The following is a 19,846-nucleotide window of genomic DNA, read 5'->3' as shown; positions in this document are numbered from 1 at the left end:
CGCCGAGGAAGTCCGCGCCAAACGAAACAACCGGCAGGGCAAGCCATTTACAGGTCACCCAGGAGCATGTGCCTGAACACCTTCGGTAGGAGCGGCCCAAGCCGCGATGCCTTGCCGCGACTTGCGGCGCTCCGACAGCCTCAAGTCGAGAGGACACGGCTAAACCAAGCCCCGAAGGTTGTCTGAGAATGCCTTTTCGGAGCCGTTTTCGGGCTGTTCTGCAACAGCGCCGTAAATCGCCATTATCACCTGCCACCAGATGCCCAAGGAACCCGCACTAGGTCGGCAGTCGCGACTCTCGCTGCTCCAACAACAAGCATCGCTGCCCTGCACCGCTGCCCCATAAGACACTTTCGCACAGGCTCCAAGGATCCTGTGCGAGAATTCCAACTTTAAGCCGATGCAGCCTTGTAACTCATTGGAATTGCGAGTCGATTGCGGTCAAAAATGAGTTCTCCAACAAGCTCGAAAAAACTGTGCTATATGTGAAAGTCAAGGAGGATGGACGTCATGCATGTGGGGATTATGAAAGAAATCAAACCACAAGAATACCGGGTGGCGTTGTCCAGCCAATGTGGCGGAACTGGTCCGGGCCGGGCACGCCGTGACCATGCAGAGCGGGGCGGGGGTCGGGGCCGGGTTTTCCGATGAGGAATACCAAAAGGCCGGCGCTTCCGTGGCGGCTTCGGCCGAAAAGGTGAGCGACGCGGCGGATCTCGTGGTCAAGGTCAAGGAGCCGCTGGAAGAAGAATTCGGCATCTTTCGATCGGGCCAGATCCTTTTTTGTTACCTTCACAGCGAGACGCGGCCTCGGCTCGTGGACATGCTTTTGGAAAAACGCCTTACGGCCATTGCCTTTGAAAACGTGCGGGAAGCCGACGGGTCCTTTCCACTGCTTCGTCCCATGAGCGTCATCGCCGGGCAGCAGGCGGTGCTTCAAGGCATGACCTTTCTGTGGACACATCGGGGCGGTGTCGGGAAAAGCCTCGTGGCCTATCCCGGACTGGAAGCACCGGTCGTCGTGGTCCTTGGAGCGGGTGAGGCCGGCCGTCAGGCCGCTCGAGTGGCCGCAGCCCTGGAGTGCCACGTGCATGTGTTTGAGATCCAGCAAGACAGGATCCGTTCCTTTGCGGAAACTGCTCCCAAAAACGTGTATCTGCACAATGTCCATGCGGTGGATCCGGCACCCTACGTCCAAGCGGCGGACATGGTGGTGAACACCGCCACCGTGCCGCCGCATAGCGACTGTCATCTGATCGACCGGAACCTGGTGCGGCGCATGAAAAAGGGCAGCATCATCGTGGATGTCACCGCCAACCTTTGTGGAGCCGTGGAAACCATCGATCGCTACACCACCCATGCAGATCCCGTGTGGACTGTGGACGGCGTCCTCCATTACGCGGTCACCAATATTCCGGCAGCGGTCGCCCACACGGCGTCCCGTGCTCTGGCCTTGGAAGTCTTTCCGTACTTGAAGGTCCTGGCCGATCATGGTATCCCTGGTACGCTGCATCTATGTCCGGCTTTGCTGGAAGGCTTGACGGCCGCCCTTGGAACCCTCACCTGGCACCAAGCGGGACAATTCCAGCAGCGCCCCTGGATGCCCCCCGCCGAGGCGCTTCGGCGGTTGTGGCCGTCACCGTGACGCACTGAGGGCTTCACTCATCCTCCCGACGCCATGAGCGGCAGAGGCCGCATTGACCCTAAGTCTTTGATGATTTAGCCGATAAGTGCCGGCGTTGGCACGCTGGCGGCGTCCTAACTGGAAACCCCAATAAGCAGGCGATCATGAAAAGTTGGGGGAGACGGCTGTGGTCTTTGGGCATGGCGGCGGCTGTTGTGCTGGGGCTGCATGCTTCGGCAACGGCTGACACTCTTCAGGAAATCATACAGCGCGGTGAGCTTCGCGTGGCGGTGCAGACCCAGGGTCCGCCGTTTAGTTTCGTGGACAAAAACGGTGTGCGCACCGGAAGCTCCGTGGAATTTTGTAAGCTCATGGCCCAAGAAATGGGTGTCAAGGTCACCTTCTTGGACTACGACTGGGACGGCCTGATTCCCGCGCTTCTTTCCAAGAAAGCCGACCTTCTGGCCGCCGATATGACGGCGACCCTGAAGCGCGCCCTTAAAGTGTCCTTTACCGATCCCTTTTACTACACAGGGGCTGTGGTCTTCGCCAAAAAGGGCAGCACTTTTAAGACCATCGAAGATTGCAACAAGGAAAACGTGACGATTGCCGTGCTCTTGGGAAGCACCGGAGAAGCGGAAGCCACGCGTTTCTTTCCCAAGGCCAACATCAAATCCTATAAGGGCGGCGGTCCGTTGCTCATCAACGCCGTGCTGGCAGGACACGCGGACATCGGCGTGAACGATGAAACCGCTGTGGTGGGCCAGATGCAGGAATTTCCCCCGGACAGTATCGAGATTCTGCCCATTCGCCTCTCCAAGGAGCCATTGGCCTTTGCGGTGCGTCCGGAAGACACACATCTTTTGCAGTGGATCAACTTGTTCTTTCAGTGGATACGCGAAGACGGCCGTTACGATCAGAACATCCACTACTGGGTGAAGTCGCTGGACTGGAAAAAGGACCACTGAGACCTTCGGCGGAGCCGCCATGCTGGAAGCTTTCAACCTCCGCGTGCTCTTGGATTATCTGACGCTCTTTCTTCGAGGGTTGTGGGCGACGGCATGGCTTTCCGCCCTATCCCTGGTGGGCTCACTGCTCGTGGGCATTTTGGCCTGCGGCGCCCGGCTCTCCGCATGGCGGCTCCTTTCCGCGGCGGCGGGCGTCTACATTGCAGCCATTCGATCCACACCGCTTCTGGCACAACTGTACTTTCTGTATTTTGGGCTGCCGAGCCTCGGGGTTCGACTGCCCGAGCACCACACGGGCATTCTGGCTCTGTCTTTGAACAGTGGGGCTTATATGGCGGAAATCATTCGAGCCGGCGTGCTTTCGGTGTCCTGGGGACAAATCGAAGCGGGCATGGCTTATGGGCTCACCTATGTGCAGCGCATGCGCTACATCGTGCTGCCCCAAGCCCTGGGCTTGACGATTCCACCCTTGCTGGGTCAGGCCATCGTGCTCGTCAAGGACAGCGCCCTTCTGTCCCTCATCTCCGTCTTTGAACTGACCCGAGCCGGTCAGATCCTCACGTCCGAGCGCTTCATGCCCGTGGAAGGTTTTTTTACCACGGCCCTGCTCTATCTTTTGATCTATTATGCGCTCAAAGCCTTATCATCCCACTGGCAAAAGAAGCTCATTTTCGTCCCATCCCCTTAGGAGCGTCCGTTCAAAACCATGTGGTTTTACTATCTGCAACAGCTCGTTCAAACGTTCCCGTTTTTCCTCAAGGGCCTGTGGATGACCGTGGCCGTCTCGGGCCTGAGCCTTCTTATGGGAACCATTCTGGGGGCCGCGGCGGGCATGGTGCGCGCCTCTCGAGTGCCGGCGCTGGGAAAGCTTCTTTTTGTTTATGTCGATTCTATGCGCGGCACCCCCTTTCTGGTGCAGGTCTTTATTATCTTTTTCATTCTGCCCGAATGGGGGCTTCATCTGGAAGCCTTCACCGCGGCCGTGATAAGCCTCACGCTGTACGCGGGGGCTTATATCTGCGAGATCGTTGCGGGCGGCATCCTGGCGGTGCCGCCGGGTCAATGGGAAGCAGCCAAAGCCTCGGGCCTCAACTGGATTCAGTGCATGCACTATGTGATTATGCCGCAAGCCATGAAAACCGTTTTGCCACCTCTGGTAGGCCAATATGTGCTGCTCATCAAGGATTCGTCGGTGGTTTCCGTCATCGGAGTCACGGATGTGACCCGCGTGGGTTGGTTCACCGTGCAGCGTATTCCGGAAGGGCTCATGGTCTTTGGGCTGGTGGGGCTTTTATACTTTGTGGTCTGCTATCCTTTGATTCACCTGGCCAACCACTTGGAAAAGAAGCTGCACACGGACTTTGCCGGCCTCTGAAAGCTTGGGGGCATTCGTTATTGTTTGGACGCTGATCATCGACTTGTTGAAGGACCGCAAGGCCCAATGCCCACAAAATTTCGAGCACCCGTTCGATCGTCGTTGACTCGGGTCACGACTTGCTGCCATTTCCCTCTCAGGGTGCGCTTCTGCAGGTCCGCATGCCCAAAAACCGGCAGAATCCGGTACCTGCAACCCGCGGATGGGAAGGATGGATTCCCTGCGTTGGGGCATGCACCTCAGGACTATTGCCAAGAAAGGCATGTCGGACCGGCTCTTATGTGTGGATTGGCACGAGCTCTTGGATAAAGGTGTCGTACACCGCCGCGTCAAAGCGGGTTTGCATGAGGGTATCGAAGTTCTCATATCGGGGATTCCAAAAGCAGCGGTCTTTTTTGAAAACATAAGGGTGGCTCAATAAAATATAGGCCAAAAAGGCTTTAAGGAAAGCTTTTCCAGGGTAGAGACATAGAAGCGAGCACGGCATTCCTGCGGCCACCCGATTGACCCGATGCTCGTACTCAACCACCTGATGAGCCCCAAGGGGATGTGCAAGAAGCCAGAGAGCATCTGAGACCACGCGCGCACTCGTAAATCCCATCTCCAAGGCCGATTGCACACAAGACACGAACAGTGAAAGGACACGGTCGGGATCAAAAACGCCGTGCGGAACATAAATGCTTTCGGCACGGTGAAAGATCACTTGCGCTGCGTTCGAAGGAGAGACCCCGTCGGCAGAACATGCCTTGCGGTAAAGAACAGCCGAGGAATACAAAGATGCGTCTAGGAGCGTTGGCGAGAACGCCTTCCCATTGCGTTCATGCGGGCCCGCAGGTCCCGACGCAGGGACCGCGTGCCCGTCGTTCGTGTCCTTCGGAGGGACCGGCTCCTGCTGGTCCGCAGGTTTCCAGACCCGAAGGGGGCGCTTCGTGGCGAGGGAAGGCCATGGCGGACGCCCAGGAGCGCGTCTCTCCGAGAGCAGGGGATCGCCCCGCTTTTCCCCCGAAACCTTGCCGACAAGAGTTTGGCCGCGTTTTTTCGGCTTCAGGCTGCAGGAGCACCGCAAGGCGCGATCAGGAATCGCGGCTTACGGCGCTCCTACAAAAGCTGTTTTCGAATATGCTTCTGAAGGGACTCCATTTCGAGTCCCGTGTGTTACCCACGTCCGTTTGCCTCAAAGGGATCAGTTTCCCCCGGTCCGCAGGCACGTTCGCGGATGGTCTTCCATCATCTTTATTCGGACTTGGTCAAAGGAAATCTCAGCGTAAAGGTGGTGCCGCGGCCGACCGTTGTGTGAAAGTCCACGATACCCCCCATTTCCTGAACCTGCAAAAGAGCCTCCCCGCGAACGGTGTCCGTGGCGGCATAGACTTCGTAGCCGTTATCCCCAAGAATGGTTTCCATGGCCTGGCAGATTTGAGGATCGTCGTCAATGACCAGGATTCTTTTGGCTCGGCCCATCTTGCCCTCCTTTGCTCCGCCTTTGAGTCCCTCACAAGGTTCCGCCTTGGTCCAAGAAGCTGGTCTGCGTTGATTTCACCATACCCTCAAAAACATGCGGCGCCCAGACCTGCCTGACCTTAAGGGGAAGGACAACGTTGACAAACTGCACTTCCAAGAAAGGACGCGGTTTCTCCGAGGGCAAAGCACGGGCACACGGCCGGCCTCAGACGAAAAGCCTCCTAGAAGCCTGTCCGAGAACCCATTTCTTACGGCTTGAGGTCTTGCAATTTCAATGAGTTACAAAGCCGCATTTGAGCAAAAGCGGCATTCTCGGACGGCTTTCCGGGAGCCTGTCTGAGAAAGGTTTGGCCGCGTCCTTTCGGCATTAGGCTGTAGGAGCGGCGCAAGCCGCGATTCCTCATCGCGCCGTGCGGCGCTCCTACAGAAGGAAATGAAAACAGCCATGAAACACCATTCTCGCACACGCTCCCAGAGGTCTGCCGAACGTGCGGACCGGCAAGAGCCGGTCCCCCTCTTGGGACATGCTGGCCCGCTGATACGCCAAGAAAAGGCATTCCCGGATAGGCTCTTTGGGGAGCTTTTCCAAGAATGCCGTTTTCGGCCCAATGCGGCTTTGTGAGTCATTGAAAGGTTTAGATCGTCGACAGGCGTACAGGGGTTCTCAGACGAGCTCCTACAGGTAGAACAGCTTGATCATGCCCAACATGACCGCAATGTACAGGATGGAGAGCCCGGAACCGGCTTTGAGATAGTCGGCGGTGCGATAGCCGCCGGGACGCATCACCAGCGCGTTCACCTGGTGGGTGGGCAAAATGAAGCTATTGGAGGCGGACAAGGCCACCACCATGGCCGTCATGCGAGGATCCGCCCCGGAAAGAACGGCCATGTTCATGCACAGCGGGACCAGCAAGACCGTGGCGCCCACATTGGAAATGACCAGAGTAAAGCCCGTGGTCAGCAGCGCCACCAGAGCCATTAAGCCGATAGGCGGCACGTTCCCCACCGCCTCCAGAATCTTGTTGGCAATATAAGCCGCCGTACCGGTCTGTTCAAAAGCGACCCCCAAAGGAATGAGGCCGCCCAGTAGAAAAACGGTCATCCAGTCCACGGATTGATACGCTTCATCGATGGTCAGCACCCCGGTGAGAATCATGCCCAAGGCGCCGGACATGAGGGCCACCGAAAGGCGCACGTCAAGAAAGACCGTCTGGGTCAGGGCCAAGGCCAGCCAAAAAACCGCCCATTTGGCTTTTTCCGGCCGAAGGATCTCCCCTTCCAAGGGGGTGGCAAAGGTCAAGGCTCGAGGTTGGGGCATGTTGCGAAGCACGTGGAAACGTCCCCACGGTCCTTGCAAGAGCAACACATCACCGACTTTGAGGCGCACATAATTCACGCCCGAGTAATAGATGCGGTCTTTCGTCTGGACCGCCACCGGGTTGAGGCGAAAGCGTTCTGCAAAGTTCACTTCGCTCAACGTCTTTCCAATAAGTTCAGACCTGGGGGACACGATGGTTTCCGCTAAACCGGCGTTGGTTCGCGCCAGGTCGTCGGCAAAGTAATCCAAAGAGGGTTTGACCTTCCATCCAAAATAGGCGGCCATTTTGAGCACGCGCTCCTTGTCCCCCAAGACCGCGAGGACATCCCCGGGACCCACGGCGTCACGGCCTCGAACAAAAAACCGGCGTGTGCCCGTGCGCGGGTTTCCGATGGCCACCACGGAAATAAGAAAATCGTGACGCAGGCGCAGGGCCGCCAGGCACTGGGGGCCCGAAAAGGTCTCCGGCACCTCCACCTCATACGGCACGTCCAAGGCATTGTACACAGCGATCAGCTTGGCCGTGATGCCCGCATCCTCTTCGCCCTGGCCGGCAGGAAGGATTTTTCGCCCAAAGAGCGCAAAATAGGCCAAGGCGCTGCCCAAAAGCCCGATCCCGATGGGCGTCTGCGTGAAAAGCTTAAAAGGTTCCAGTTTCTGGCCTTTGACCACCAAAAGATCGTTCAAGAGAATGGTGGGGCTGGCGCCCACCAGCGTGAGGGTGCCTCCAATGATGGCGCAAAACCCCATGGGCATCAGCAACCTGGAAATGGGTATGCCCAACCGCTTGGAAACCCTTTGCGTGGCCGGCATAAAGAGCGCCGCGGCACCAATGTTTTGCATCATGCTGGAAATGATACCGACCGTGCCGGCAACAAGGCACATGATGCGCGCCTCACTGCGTCCGCCAAACTTGATGATGGGCGAAGCGACCTTGTTCATGACGCCCGTCTTGTCCAAGCCCGCTCCGATGATAATGACGGCGATAATGGACACCACAGCGTTGCTGCTTAGGCCGTCAAAAGCTTGCTTGGGGCTGACAAGACCCATAAGGGGCAGAATGACCATCATGATGATGCTGACTACATCCACCCGAACCCACTCCGAGACGAAGAGAAACACCGCCAAAAAGAGCACCAACAAAGTCAGAATCATGTCCTGCGTCATGCATTCTCCTTCGCTTGCACGATCCACGCGGCCTTTTTGTCACCGACGACGGTTCTCCTTGCGAAACATCAAGCATAGCCCAAAGACGATGGCGACCAGTCCTACAGACAACACAAAGTGTGCCGACATGCACTTTCCTTTCTGTGCGAGCCCACCCGCTCAATGCCGTGTGAGCGCCCTGGGGCGCGTCACGGATCGACGCCGCCCACCTCTCTCACTCCATGTCTTGCCGAACTCGCTGCGCCCCTTGCCCCCAGCTCAGCAAAGCCCCTTCTCTTTTACACAGAGCTCTTCCCGAAAACACGACCTTAAACTCTCCTTATTTGAGAGGCCGCGCTTCCAAGAAGAGCCGTGTTGTCGAGACCATGGGCCCTTCGACGCTCAATGAGCGAGCGAGTACACAGGAATCACCCAGGTCTCCCCGCGGCCTAAAGCGTCTTCGGGCACATCGTGCTCGCTGATGACAAACTCGATGCGCTTGATTTCTCTGTGCACCTCCCGCACAGCATCTTCCACGGAACCTGTCTTGAAAATGTGGGTGCAGGTAACACCTCTGGCCTTGCACAGATCCTGCAGCTTTTTCACAGCGGCCGCACAGGAACGCTCGTATTCTCGAATGACACTTTTCAAAGCCGCCGGCGTGCGTGACAAATCCCGAGGAAGCGGCACCACATTCAAGGCCACGATTTCATATCCCATGCGTTCGGCAAAACCAACGGCGTAATGCATCACCGCGTCCGATATCCGATCTTCGCGGCCCACCACCAGAACCTTGCGCCGAGCCAATTGCCCTTCACGAAGGATGTCCTGAGCCTCCGCCGTCAGGCCGGCTTCAGCAAAGCTTGCCGCCACCATTTGCTCCTCAACGCGCTCCCGCACAAGATCCTTTTGCTTCACCACAGGACCTTGTCCCCGCGAAATATCTCTTTTCATCATTTTCTTGATCTTTTTCAGCATGTTGACCCCCCTTTTTTCTTCATGCACATCCACGTCGCTCTTGCCCTCGAGCCCTAGGTTCGATACAGTCGAGCGCGAGGACGATCGGACGAGCGCGAGCGCTTTTTCGGACGCACCGTCGGGCGCTCGCGGACCTCATTTCGCATCAGTTCCCGGGCAGTCTTCCAGTCGCCCGCTTCGGCAAAGGACACCGCCGCCGCCATGGCCTCCAGTTTTTCTTTCCACCGTTTCATGGTTTCCTCCTTGGTTCGAGGATTGCCGGCATCGCTACGCAACGCCCTTGGTTACCCCCATGCCTTGTCAAGGACCGTGCCGGCCGTCCATGTCGTCGCAAGATACGGAGTTTGCTAGGCATTTTGCGTTCCCGCGATGTGCACCTTTGGCGCCAAAGTGTTACATGATGCAACGCGACCGCGAGATATCAAGATAAATAAAGCAAGATCGGGATGTTAGAATGTGTTGCATCCAGAAAGTAGATATTGCACAATGCAACATCTTGAGCGCTACGGAACGAGACCAGGGCGGCATGAAGGAGCCGCCGGCAGGAAAGGACAGGGCGGTGATTTTTTTTCGCAAATCCCAGGACGATTTTGACGGACCGGGCACCAAGCTCGATGCGCTGCGCACGGCTGCCGAAAAGGCGAATCTGCCGCATCACGTGCACCGGGTGGTCTTCAGGGAGCTGGAACTTCTGGAAAGCCTGGATCCGTCCGCGGCGGAATATGGTCTTGGTATCAACTACCTCGATTACCTGGTCTCCTTGCCCTGGTCGCATTTTACGGAAGACGATCTTCGACTGGATCACGTGCAGGAGGTGCTGGAAGCGGACCATTATGGGTTGCAGCCCGTAAAGGAACGCATTCTGGAGTACCTTGCGGTGCGCACGCTCTGTTCCCTACAGCAGTTTCAGATCCTCGTGGTGGACGATGAGCCCATTGCCCGCACCAATCTGGAGTACATTCTGCGCAAGGAAGGCTACAGCGTGGACACGGCCGCCAATGGGGAGGAAGCGCTGCACAGAATCAGGGCCTGTCACTACGATCTCATTTTGACCGACCTTAAGATGGAAAAGATGGACGGGTTGCAGCTCTTGGAACACGCCCGCAAAGAAGCGCCGCACACGGAAACGGTCATCATCACGGGCTATGCCACGGTGCATACCGCTGTGGAATCGTTGAAAAAAGGAGCGGTGCACTACTTGTCCAAGCCCCTGCAACTGGACGAACTTAGAGCTTTGGTGCATTCCATCAAGGAAAAGAAGCGGCACATGCAGATGACCCGAGACCCCGTCTTGTGCTTTTCGGGACCTCCGGGAACGGGCAAGACCTCCATCGGCCGCTCCATTGCCAAGGCTCTCGGACGACGTTTCACCCACATGTCCCTGGCCGGCCTGAGGGACGAGGCGGAGCTCCGAGGCCATCGGCGCACCTATGTGGGAGCCATGCCGGGGCGCATCATTCAGGAATTTCGCCGGCTGGGGGTTCGAAACCCTGTGATCATGCTGGACGAGATCGACAAAATTGGAAGGGACTTTCGCGGGGATGCCACTTCGGTGCTTCTCGAGATTCTTGACCCGGTACAGAACACCCTTTTTGTGGATTACTACCTGGATGTGCCCTTTGACCTTTCCGCGACGATGTTTATCGCCACAGCCAACGTGGTGGAGCGGCTGCCCGGTCCATTGCGGGACCGCATGGAAATCATTGAATTTTCAGGCTACACGGAAAAGGAAAAGCTGCAGATCGCTCAGCGCCATTTGATTCCCAAGCAGCTTCGCGAAAACGCTCTGGAAGGCCGTAAAGTGCATTTTACGGATGAGGCCGTTCGGGCCGTTGTGCGGGATTACACGAGGGAACCCGGGCTGCGGCAACTGGAACGGGAAATCGCCTCGGTTTGCCGAAAGCTTGCCAGGGCCTATGTGCAAGGGACACGAATTCCCGGCGAACCAGGATCCATTGATGCCACGGCCGTCAGAGAACTCCTTGGGCCGCCGCGCTACCTGCCCATTGTGGCCGCCACCGAGCCTCGAGTGGGTGTCACCACGGGGCTGGTGTGGAGTGAAACGGGCGGCGAAATTATTTTCGTGGAAGCGACGCGCATGCAGGGCGCTCGGCAACTGATCCTCACAGGTTCTTTGGGCACCATTTTGAAGGAATCGGCCCGGACGGCCTTAAGCTTTGTGCGAAGCCACGCTGAGGATCTAGGGATCGATCCGGAGTTCTTCAAAGACACCGACATCCATATTCACATTCCAGCCGGCGCCATTCCCAAGGACGGTCCGTCGGCGGGGGCCACCATCTGTTTGGCTCTGGTGTCCTTGTTGACCCGACGGCCCGCTCGAAACGATGTGGGCATCAGCGCTGAAATCACCCTGGGTGGACGTTTGCTGCCCGTGAGCGGGGTTCGGGAAAAACTCTTGGCGGCCCAAAGAGCCGGGTTGCAGACCGTCATTTTGCCCCACGCCAACCGGGCGGACGTGGAAAGCCTGCCCACGGACGTCTCTGAAGGTTTAAGGATTCTCACTTGCGCGGAAATCCTCGACGCCGTGCCCCATGTTTTGGCACCGGAGCCAGTGCATGCTCCCCGAGACTCCGAGCCGTCGTGCCGCTTCTGACGCAGCCCCCCTCAAGCCTATTCGGCCGCGTTGTACGACTTCAGCTTCCGCCACAGGGAGGCGCGATTGATGCCTAAGATTTCCGCCGCTCGCGTTCGGTTCCCTCGAACCTTCTTGAGCACCCAGAGGATGTATTCTTTTTCCGCTTCTTCCAAAGTGAGGAATTCCCGAAAAGGCGGGTGACTCATGCGCAGCGTGATGTACTGAAGGTCCGGAGGAAGATGTTCCGGTAGGATGGTGGGCCCTTGGGCCAGAGCGACCGCCCGTTCCATAATGTTTTCTAGCTCCCGCACGTTGCCGGGAAATTCGTAACGCAACAGAATGTCCAGGACCTCCGGCGCGATTTCACGCACATTCTTTCCCTGAGCCGCCGCTGCTTTATTAAGGAAATGCCGGCACAACAAGGGTATGTCATCCTTACGTTCGGCTAAGGTGGGCACGTAAAGGGTCACCACGTTGAGCCGATAGTACAGATCCTGGCGAAACTTCCCGGTAGCCATTTCTTTGGACAAATCCTTGTTGGTAGCCGCCAGGACGCGGATATCCACGGGGATTTCTTCGGTGCCGCCCACGCGCAAAAGTCGTTTTTCCTGAAGAACACGCAAGAGCTTCGCTTGCATGGATAGAGGCATGTCGCCCACTTCATCCAGGAAGGTAGTCCCTCCCGAAGCCGCTTCCAGTAAGCCGACTTTGACGTTTTTGGCTCCCGTGAAGGCTTCCTTTTCATGGCCGAAAAGCTCGTTGGCCAAAAGTTCCTCGGAAAAAGCCGCGCAGTTGAGCGCCATAAAGCGTTTGTCCGCCCGTGGGCTCAGGCGGTGGATGGCACGAGCCACCAATTCCTTTCCGGTTCCTGTTTCCCCGAGGATCAGGACGTTACAATCGGTGGGAGCAATCTGCTCGATCATCCGCTGAAGCGCTTGCATCTTGGCACTCTTGCCCACCAAAGCCACCTTGGCGGCCCCTTCCGCCACCTGTCGGCGTAATTCCTGCACTTCATGGTGCAACCGCCGCCGCTCCAAGGCGTTGCGCACCAGGTGGCGCACCTCGTCCAGCTTGAACGGTTTCGGCAGGTAATAGTAAGCTCCTTTTTTCATTGCCTCCACCGCCGAGGAAACACTGGCATAGCCGGTGATCATGATCACTTCCGTCGTGGGACTCAATTCCTTACATCGTTCCAGGACCGCCATGCCGCCAAGGCTTTCCATGCGAAGGTCTGTCAAAACCAAATCAAAGGTTTGTTTTTCCAACTCGCGCAGCGCCTGTTCGCCGCTTTCCGCGACTACCACATGGTAGCCTTCCTTGGTGAGCACGTGGGCCAGGTTTTCTCGAGCGATCCGCTCGTCGTCCACAACCAGAATATCCGCCGCCGTCATGTCTTCCCACCTTCTTGCACCGCTACAGGGGATTTGAGGGGCAGGGCGATGGTGAAACACGTGCCTTCCCCCACGTGGCTGACCACCGTGATCAACCCCCGGTGTTGCTCTACGATGCCATAACAGATGGACAGTCCCAGCCCCGTTCCCGAACCGACTTCTTTGGTCGTGAAAAAGGGATCAAAAATCTTGCTCAGGTTTTCCGGCGCAATGCCGCAGCCTGTGTCCTCGACACTGATGAAAACCTTCTCCCTTTGCGGATCCACCCAGGCTCGCGTCGTGATTTTGCCGGTCCCGTCTTTGATGGCATCAATGCCGTTCATATAAAGATTTAACAAGACCTGCTGCATCCGCTGCGAATCCAGGGGGACCACAAGGTCATCGGGTATCTCGGTTTCCATGGAGATTCCGGCTGGCACCTGGCTGGATATGAGTTTGATCGTGCGTTCCACCAATTGCTTCAGCGGCGTGGGAACGATGGTGAATTGCTTGACGCGGGCAAATTCCAAGAGCCCTCGAACAATGTCGCGCGCTCGCGACACCTCCTGTTCCACATTGAGCAGAAGGCGACGCAGGAATTCCTTATCCCCAGACTGAAGCTCTTCCAAGGCGATCTGGCACGATGTGGAGATGTTATGCAGCGGATTGTTCAATTGATGCGCGACGCCGGAGGTGAGAGTACCCAAAGAGGCCAATTTCTTCGTTTGCACCAACTGGTCCTGACGCCGCTCCAACTCCTCCACCATGCGGTTGAGGGCCTCAAGAACCTGCTGGGTCTCATCATGGGTTTCCCGCACATCCACAAGCCGAAAATCACCGTGGATAATCTTTTGGGTGCTCTCTTCAATGATGCGCAATGGACGAATAATCTGTCGCTCCACCAAAAACATCACGAAAGCGCTGAAAACGATTAAGCCAGCCAGGGACAGAACCAACTGGGCTTTCAAAGACCGAATGATGTCCAAGATGCGTTGCCTCTCAAAGGCAACCAAACCGTTGGCGAGATCCACCATGCGCTTGCCCTTCTCGCGAATACCGTTCTCCAAGTCCTCCGATACAATCGACGAAGGGTGATCGTGCAGCTGGGCCATGAGCCTTTGATACCCCGTCAGTTCGGCACGAAGGGATTCCAAGTGCACGGCCCCGTGCAGCCGTCGCATGCGGGGAAACCAATCCTGAATCATGGACAAAGCCTTGCTCAAGTAACGCTCATTTCCCTGCAAGGCGTCTTCCGCATGATACAAGAAGAAGTTCTTCTCATACCGGCGCATTTCTAAAATGGTGCTGCTGAGGTCGTCGGCAAACTCCACAAAGTTGATCTTTTGTTCAATATCCAAAAGATACTTGAACGAGAGGCCTCCTACGGCCGCGACGCACACAGCGAACACGCCAAGGCCAAGGGCGATCTTTTGGCGAATGTTCAATTTTATTTTCAAAGGCAGGCGCATGGCTCTCCCTCCGCACTAAGGTATTTCTTTTATAACATTCAGGGGAAAAGCAGTGGAAGCCGATCGGCCACAAGCCATCCTTTGCGCGTGGGTACCACAAAGCCGTCTTGAAGCCGGACCACACCGTCCGCTTCAGCTTCTTGAACGGTCGAGACCGCGGTTGCTCCAAAGCCTACAACCTCCAAGGGAACGCCTTCGCGGGTGCGAAAGCCGAGAAAAAGCCGCTCCAGACGCTCTTGCTCAGGAGAGATCTTTTCGATAGAGTCCACGCACGATGTGCCGTCTCGAAGCTGCGCCACGTAGCGGGAAAGGGAGCGCACGTTGGCCCAGCGCCTATGGCCGTCAAAGGAATGGGCTCCCGGCCCTAACCCCAGATAGGGAACGTGCCGCCAATACTTGACATTGTGGCGCGACATCCACGCCGGTGAACGGGCGTAATTGGAAATTTCATAACGGGGTATCCATGGGGCCGAAGCGGTCGTGGTACCTATCCGCCTCCTGCAACACCGCCTGCAGATAGTCGGACAGCCGGCTTTCCTGCACTGTGAAATAAAACCCGCAATATACGCATCGGCCTCGACAAAAAGGCACATGGACATAGAGCCCCGCGCTTTCGACCACCGCCTCTTGGCCCTTCGTCATGCCTTGGATGTAGCCCACTTGCCCCGCTTCCGGCACCGGCCGCGGATCGCGCTTCAGGCGAAAGAGCCCCACCTCTTCCACTTTGGAAACGGCGCCGTTGGAGAGAAAACGGATTCGATCCCCCGAGCGCACCCGCCCGTCAAAAACGCGCCAGGCCACAACCGCTCCTCGAAACGGGTCGTAAATGGCATCGAAAACCAAGGCGGCCAGGGGCTTGAACGCATCCCCTCGAGGCGGCGGAATGCGCTCCACAACGGCTTCAAAGACATCCTGAATCCCCAGGCCCTCCTTGGCCGAACATAGCACGGCGCGCTCCGCCTCAAGGCCCAGTTCGGTTTCGATTTCCACCTTGACCCGGTCCACATCGGCCGAGGGCAGATCGATCTTGTTGATCACCGCCACAATGACCAGATCGTGCTCCATGGCCGCGTACAGGTTGGCCAAGGTCTGAGCCTCCACGCCTTGGGAAGCGTCCACCAGCAGCAGCACGCCTTCGCAGGACGCCAAAGCTCTCGACACTTCATAGGAAAAATCCACATGACCGGGCGTATCAATGAGGTTCAACTGATAGGTGCGCCCGTCACGGCTCGTGTAGGGAGCGTCACCGTGTTACTCTTGATGGTGACGCCGCGCTCCCTTTCGAGATCCAGAGTGTCCAGCATCTGGTCGCGGAATTCCCGCGCATTCACCAGTCCGGCCGCCTGAATGAGGCGGTCGGCCAGAGTGGATTTGCCGTGGTCGATGTGCGCGACAATGCTGAAATTGCGAAAGTGTTCCATGAACACGTCTTTCCTTGCGGTTCAGTAGAACATGCCGATGACCGCACCGGTCATGCAGGTGGCCAAAGTGCCGGCCACAATGGATTGCATGCCCAGGGCCACGATTTCCGAACGCCGCGCCGGCGCCATGGCGCCCAGCCCGCCGATCATGATCCCCAAAGATCCCATGTTGGCAAAGCCGCACAAAGCATATGTCATGATGAGCCGGCTGCGCAACGTCAGGGCTCCTTCAGGCAAAGCCGCCAAGTCCAGGTAGGCCACAAATTCGTTCAGGACCGTTTTGACGCCCATGAGGCGCCCCGCCACGAGGGCCTCGTTCCAGGACATGCCCATGAGCCATGTGACGGGGGCCATGACGGCCCCCAAGAGGCGCTGAATGGTCCACGGCGCCCCATGCCAAGGGGGCACGAGAGCGAGCACGGCGTTGGCCAGATGCACGAGGGCCACAAAGACAATGAGCATGGCCACAATGTTGAGAAAAAGCGACAAGCCCGCCACGGTGCCCTGAGTGACGGCATCCATGGCACTGCGGGCGTCCGAAACCACCTCGAAAGAGGCTTCGTCGATCTCAGCCGAAGCCTCGGACGGCGGCACCATGAGTTTGCTTACCACCACGGCCGCCGGTGCGCTCATGAGCGAAGCCACCAAAAGATGCCCCATGGCGCCGGGAATCGCGCTCTGTAAAATGCTCGCATAAAGCACCATCACCGTGCCGGCAATAGTGGCCATGCCGGCCGTCATCAGCGTAAAGAGCCCGCTGCGCGAAAGGGTTTCCAAATACGGGCGCACCAAAACCGGGGCTTCCACCATGCCCACAAAAATGTTGGCACAGGTGCCCAGGGCTTCGGCACCTTCAAGCCCTGTGGACTTTCGAAGGGACCACGCCAAAACGCGGACCACCCATGGAATGATCTTCCAGTAAAACAGCAAAGAAGACAAAGCACTCATGACCACCACGAGGGGAAGCCCTCGAAACGCCAAAATATAGGCCGAGCCTTCCGATTTCAGCTCAAAGGGCAACGCCGCGCCTCCCAGGTAGCCAAAAACCAAACCCGTTCCGGCTTCAGTGGCTTCGGAGACCACCTGCACCACGCGATGCAGCACAAAAAAAACCTCTTGCATCTTTGGCACATGGAGCATGACCACAGCGATACCCAGCTGCAGCCCAATGCCCCCCCAAAGCGCCCTCCAGGCAATCCGCCGCCGGTTTTCTGAAAAACACCAGGCCAAAAAGAGCAACACCACCAAGCCCAACGCGCTCTGCAGTCGAAGCATGCATCCCCCTCCATCCCACCAAGGCGTCAGCGCGACATTATCAACGGCGCCGACAGGGGTCAACGCATCAATGGGCTCCCTACGGCTTTAAAAAGCCCGTGTCATGTGGGCCATTCATATATTTGATCGCTCACATACCTTTCGATTTGTGACGTCTTCAGAAAACTGTGGATTCATCTGCGTGTGTGTGAAATAATAATTATGTTTGAGGTTCGCGGACCTGAAGGCGTGGCGCTGCCATCTGCCGCGCTGAAGAAAGCACACGAACACAGGAGGTCGAGCGATGAAGAAGGTCGCCATTGTGGGATGCGGGGCTTACATGGACAGCGGCTATGGGTGTTCGGGTGAATGGCGCTGCCTTAAAGCGGCGGCTCTTGGGGAAGGCCGATTTGACGAACCGGTGCACGTGACGGCTTTCGTGCGCTGTGAGTGTCCTGGGCGAACGACGGTTCCCAATGTGGGCGTGGCCATAAAGATGTCGGACATCAAGCCCGACGCCATTTATCTGAGCTCGTGCCTGGTCAACGCCAAACCCGGATGCCCCTACGCCACGGCCGAACAGATGGCCGAAATGCTGCAGGCCAAATTCGAGGTTCCCGTAGTTTTAGGCACCCATGATTACCATTGAGGGATCTATGGCGCTGAAACCTCAGATGGTTGTCCTGACGAGGGGGCACCCCCCCACGATGCATTCCCGACTCCGTGACTTCAGGGCACGATAACGGATACAATCCGTGCCCCTTTTCCCAATGCTCTTTCAAGGCTTCCACGAAAACACCGGCATAGGTGGCCAGTGGATAGACTTTTGTTTGAACTTTTCAAAGGCGGTGGCACACCACCAAAAGACGCCAGGATCGTTGCAAAATTTCCTCCTCAACGAAAGCCTTTCCTTGTCAGTGGGTAACCCCTTGATAAGCGACCCACCTAAAAGGTTTTTTCATACAATAAACAGATAACGCATCAATGCAGTCGTCGTTATTTTCGATGGCGCGCATGGGCCAAAGGCGGCGAAAGCCGCATTCCCTGAAGGCAAAAGCCCGCTTCTCAGGCGCGGAAGATTTTGAAAGAATGGACTTAAGGGGCACTCTTGCCGGCACGCAGAGGGTCGAGGAGCCCTTTGGAGAAGGGCTTTTGGGCGCCGTTTTTGTTCCTTTCAGTCGGAGCGCAGCGCGATTTTTACATGCACCCAGGTGGGCATGGGAGCCGTTCCGGCCCAGGGTCGCGCTGTGCGGCGCTTCACCAGCATCGAACCCAAAGGAGGCGCCGAACCACCGGTGGATATTCCGCCTTGCCCGCGCGCTTTGCAAAACAATGAGGAGCACTTTTTGGTTTAGTGCGGGAAACACAACGACCCAAAAGGAGGAAAAAAATGGCGTTGATTCGAGTGGATCAGGAAAAGTGTCATCGGGATGGAACGTGCGCTCGCGTGTGTCCCGTGGGGATCCTCGCACTGGATGCCCAAAAGGGGCCCACGGTGCGACGCGGCATGGCTTCCTTGTGCATCGCGTGCGGCCACTGCGTCGCAGCATGCCCTCACGGCGCCTTGGACCATGTGCGGGCCCCTCAAGCCGCCCAAAGACCTTTGGAACGCTTTCCCGTGGTGGATCCGGAAACCGCCCTGCTGTTCCTTCGCGCACGGCGCTCCATTCGATGCTACCGCCCCGAGCCGGTTCCGCAACCCGTATTGGAAAAACTCCTGCAAGCGGCGCGCTACGCTCCATCCGGCCATAACTCCCAAGGTCTCTCGTTTACCGTCGTCGCCTCGCCTGAAGCCATGGACGCAGTGCGCCGCCTGGTGGTCCAGTGGATGCGCCGCCTGGTGGACAGCGGCTCACCCCTGGCCGCTCAATGGCACATGCAGGGAATCGTTCATGCCCACGACAAAGGCCAAGACCCCATACTGCGAAACGCCCCGCACCTCATCGTGGCCTCGGCCCCCCAAAGCCACCAGGCCGCCCGCGTCACCAGCTTCCTGGCCTTGGAATACGTGGAACTCTACGCCACCAGCCTGGGCCTCGGCACCTGCTGGGCGGGTTACGTCCAAACCTGTGCCATGGATCAGCCGGATCTCGGCCGCCTTCTGGAACTGCCCGAAGATCACCGCATCACGGGCTGCCTTATGGCCGGCTTTCCCGACGTGACCTACCACCGACTGCCCGAACGCAACCCTTTGCAGGTGCGATGGTGGCCCAAGGCGGACTAAATTGTGCATTTTGTGCAAAAATGCTTGCACACTTTTTTGCCAGGGCGTAAGTCCCCCCCGATGTGGCGGTACAGCCGCCAGCCGAGTCTCGGGCACGGCCATGAGGGATCGAACCTCGGGGGGGGCTGCCCTCCACCTCAAGGCCTATCTCAGCCCGCTGCCCCTTGTCGATGCGCGCCGCGATGCCTGCGCGCAGCTCCATGGGGGCTTCGGGTCTGGAAGCAGGCAGGGCGGCCGGCGCCGGGTGGACCATGACCACTTTAGCCGCACGTCCACGGTGCTGGACCTCCGGTGCCAGGACAGTTGCGGATCGGGAACCGCTTCAGCGGTTAAAAGACGCAGCGGCTTCGACAGTACACGAAGGGAGGAAAAGGTATGCATGCGAAGCCCCTTGGATCGATCATGGTGGTGGGAGGCGGCATAGCCGGCATTCAAGCCACGTTGGATCTGGCCGATGCCGGCTATCAAGTCATTCTTGTGGAAAATCCTCGGGCATCGGCGGTGTCATGGCCCAACTGGACAAGACCTTTCCCACCAACGACTGTGCCATGTGAATTATCGCTCCTAAGCTGGTCGAGGTCGGCCGCCATCTGAACGTCCAACTGCTCACCCTTTCCGAAATCGTCAACGTCTCCGGATCCT

The 19,846-nt window shown here is 57.6% G+C and carries 16 protein-coding genes and 2 pseudogenes; 8 read left to right on the top strand and 10 right to left on the bottom strand.

Annotation, left to right across the window (positions count from 1 at the left end):
- The first annotated feature begins 574 nt into the window (after positions 1–574).
- From ACUVSA_RS10295 to ACUVSA_RS10280, 4 genes are all read left to right on the top strand, one after another.
- Positions 575–1,645 (top strand): NAD(P)-dependent oxidoreductase, encoded by a 1,071-nt coding sequence (locus ACUVSA_RS10295; RefSeq protein WP_445894736.1) that lies wholly within the window; start codon positions 575–577, stop codon positions 1,643–1,645.
- 143 nt (positions 1,646–1,788) lie between these two features.
- Entirely contained in the window at positions 1,789–2,592 is an 804-nt protein-coding gene (locus tag ACUVSA_RS10290; protein WP_445891014.1) for an ABC transporter substrate-binding protein, read from the top strand.
- Between the two features lie 19 nt (positions 2,593–2,611).
- A complete protein-coding gene (locus tag ACUVSA_RS10285; RefSeq protein WP_445891015.1) occupies positions 2,612–3,280 on the top strand; it encodes an amino acid ABC transporter permease in 669 nt (222 codons plus the stop codon).
- Between the two features lie 18 nt (positions 3,281–3,298).
- Positions 3,299–3,967, top strand: coding sequence for an amino acid ABC transporter permease (locus ACUVSA_RS10280; protein ID WP_445894735.1), 669 nt, complete (start codon positions 3,299–3,301; stop codon positions 3,965–3,967).
- 277 nt (positions 3,968–4,244) lie between these two features.
- On the opposite strand, the gene ACUVSA_RS10275 is transcribed toward ACUVSA_RS10280, so the two are convergent.
- The 5 genes from ACUVSA_RS10275 to ACUVSA_RS10255 all read right to left on the bottom strand — a co-directional run bounded on the left by ACUVSA_RS10275 (position 4,245) and on the right by ACUVSA_RS10255 (position 9,103).
- On the bottom strand, positions 4,245–4,670 hold the full coding sequence (locus ACUVSA_RS10275; RefSeq protein ID WP_445894734.1) for an MEDS domain-containing protein: 426 nt from the start codon (positions 4,668–4,670) through the stop codon (positions 4,245–4,247).
- A gap of 530 nt (positions 4,671–5,200) precedes the next feature.
- Entirely contained in the window at positions 5,201–5,428 is a 228-nt protein-coding gene (locus ACUVSA_RS10270) for a hypothetical protein (protein WP_445894733.1), read from the bottom strand.
- A 676-nt stretch (positions 5,429–6,104) separates the two neighbouring features.
- The gene (locus ACUVSA_RS10265) at positions 6,105–7,913 is read right to left on the bottom strand and encodes an SLC13 family permease (protein ID WP_445894732.1); all 1,809 of its coding nucleotides are present in this window, start codon (positions 7,911–7,913) and stop codon (positions 6,105–6,107) included.
- A 381-nt stretch (positions 7,914–8,294) separates the two neighbouring features.
- Positions 8,295–8,870, bottom strand: coding sequence for a universal stress protein (locus tag ACUVSA_RS10260; RefSeq protein WP_445894731.1), 576 nt, complete (start codon positions 8,868–8,870; stop codon positions 8,295–8,297).
- Between the two features lie 53 nt (positions 8,871–8,923).
- Positions 8,924–9,103 carry a hypothetical protein gene (locus tag ACUVSA_RS10255; RefSeq protein ID WP_445891023.1) on the bottom strand — a complete coding sequence of 60 codons (180 nt, stop codon included), beginning with the start codon at positions 9,101–9,103 and terminating at the stop codon, positions 8,924–8,926.
- A 326-nt stretch (positions 9,104–9,429) separates the two neighbouring features.
- Between ACUVSA_RS10255 and ACUVSA_RS10250 the strand changes: the two genes are divergently transcribed.
- On the top strand, positions 9,430–11,484 hold the full coding sequence (locus ACUVSA_RS10250) for a S16 family serine protease (RefSeq protein WP_445894730.1): 2,055 nt from the start codon (positions 9,430–9,432) through the stop codon (positions 11,482–11,484).
- Between the two features lie 17 nt (positions 11,485–11,501).
- On the opposite strand, the gene ACUVSA_RS10245 is transcribed toward ACUVSA_RS10250, so the two are convergent.
- The 5 genes and pseudogenes from ACUVSA_RS10245 to ACUVSA_RS10225 all read right to left on the bottom strand — a co-directional run bounded on the left by ACUVSA_RS10245 (position 11,502) and on the right by ACUVSA_RS10225 (position 17,001).
- Complete coding sequence (locus ACUVSA_RS10245) at positions 11,502–12,857, bottom strand: sigma-54-dependent transcriptional regulator (RefSeq protein ID WP_445894729.1); 1,356 nt, start codon at positions 12,855–12,857, stop codon at positions 11,502–11,504.
- Positions 12,854–14,305, bottom strand: a complete 1,452-nt coding sequence (locus ACUVSA_RS10240; RefSeq protein WP_445894728.1) for a sensor histidine kinase — start codon at positions 14,303–14,305, stop codon at positions 12,854–12,856. Before ACUVSA_RS10240 ends, ACUVSA_RS10245 begins: the two co-directional genes overlap by 4 nt.
- Before the next feature lie 38 nt (positions 14,306–14,343).
- On the bottom strand, positions 14,344–14,721 hold the full coding sequence (locus tag ACUVSA_RS10235) for a hypothetical protein (RefSeq protein ID WP_445893006.1): 378 nt from the start codon (positions 14,719–14,721) through the stop codon (positions 14,344–14,346).
- A gap of 232 nt (positions 14,722–14,953) precedes the next feature.
- A pseudogene (locus ACUVSA_RS10230) lies at positions 14,954–15,726 on the bottom strand (GTP-binding protein); the annotation flags it as partial.
- Positions 15,727–15,747: 21 nt separating this feature from the next.
- Positions 15,748–17,001, bottom strand: coding sequence for a NupC/NupG family nucleoside CNT transporter (locus ACUVSA_RS10225; RefSeq protein WP_445894727.1), 1,254 nt, complete (start codon positions 16,999–17,001; stop codon positions 15,748–15,750).
- Between the two features lie 283 nt (positions 17,002–17,284).
- On the opposite strand from ACUVSA_RS10225, the gene ACUVSA_RS10220 reads away from it, so the two are divergent.
- The 3 genes and pseudogenes from ACUVSA_RS10220 to ACUVSA_RS10210 all read left to right on the top strand — a co-directional run.
- Entirely contained in the window at positions 17,285–17,629 is a 345-nt protein-coding gene (locus ACUVSA_RS10220) for a CGGC domain-containing protein (RefSeq protein ID WP_445894726.1), read from the top strand.
- A 741-nt stretch (positions 17,630–18,370) separates the two neighbouring features.
- Complete coding sequence (locus tag ACUVSA_RS10215; RefSeq protein WP_445893009.1) at positions 18,371–19,204, top strand: nitroreductase family protein; 834 nt, start codon at positions 18,371–18,373, stop codon at positions 19,202–19,204.
- A 375-nt stretch (positions 19,205–19,579) separates the two neighbouring features.
- Positions 19,580–19,846 (top strand): annotated as a pseudogene (locus ACUVSA_RS10210) (FAD-dependent oxidoreductase); the annotation flags it as partial.

The organism is Desulfosoma sp., assembly GCF_052743555.1.
This window is presented reverse-complemented; position numbering and strand designations above follow the sequence as displayed.

What these genes read in the sequence shown, in the direction of transcription:
- ACUVSA_RS10225 (WP_445894727.1), bottom strand. Translation starts at nt 17,001, where the DNA reads ATGCTTCGACTGCAGAGCGCGTTGGGCTTGGTGGTGTTGCTCTTTTTG.
- ACUVSA_RS10215 (WP_445893009.1), top strand. Translation starts at nt 18,371, where the DNA reads ATGGCGTTGATTCGAGTGGATCAGGAAAAGTGTCATCGGGATGGAACG.
- ACUVSA_RS10285 (WP_445891015.1), top strand. Translation starts at nt 2,612, where the DNA reads ATGCTGGAAGCTTTCAACCTCCGCGTGCTCTTGGATTATCTGACGCTC.
- ACUVSA_RS10245 (WP_445894729.1), bottom strand. Translation starts at nt 12,857, where the DNA reads ATGACGGCGGCGGATATTCTGGTTGTGGACGACGAGCGGATCGCTCGA.
- ACUVSA_RS10220 (WP_445894726.1), top strand. Translation starts at nt 17,285, where the DNA reads ATGAAGAAGGTCGCCATTGTGGGATGCGGGGCTTACATGGACAGCGGC.
- ACUVSA_RS10255 (WP_445891023.1), bottom strand. Translation starts at nt 9,103, where the DNA reads ATGAAACGGTGGAAAGAAAAACTGGAGGCCATGGCGGCGGCGGTGTCC.
- ACUVSA_RS10260 (WP_445894731.1), bottom strand. Translation starts at nt 8,870, where the DNA reads ATGCTGAAAAAGATCAAGAAAATGATGAAAAGAGATATTTCGCGGGGA.
- ACUVSA_RS10235 (WP_445893006.1), bottom strand. Translation starts at nt 14,721, where the DNA reads ATGTCGCGCCACAATGTCAAGTATTGGCGGCACGTTCCCTATCTGGGG.
- ACUVSA_RS10265 (WP_445894732.1), bottom strand. Translation starts at nt 7,913, where the DNA reads ATGACGCAGGACATGATTCTGACTTTGTTGGTGCTCTTTTTGGCGGTG.
- ACUVSA_RS10270 (WP_445894733.1), bottom strand. Translation starts at nt 5,428, where the DNA reads ATGGGCCGAGCCAAAAGAATCCTGGTCATTGACGACGATCCTCAAATC.
- ACUVSA_RS10280 (WP_445894735.1), top strand. Translation starts at nt 3,299, where the DNA reads ATGTGGTTTTACTATCTGCAACAGCTCGTTCAAACGTTCCCGTTTTTC.
- ACUVSA_RS10290 (WP_445891014.1), top strand. Translation starts at nt 1,789, where the DNA reads ATGAAAAGTTGGGGGAGACGGCTGTGGTCTTTGGGCATGGCGGCGGCT.
- ACUVSA_RS10240 (WP_445894728.1), bottom strand. Translation starts at nt 14,305, where the DNA reads ATGCGCCTGCCTTTGAAAATAAAATTGAACATTCGCCAAAAGATCGCC.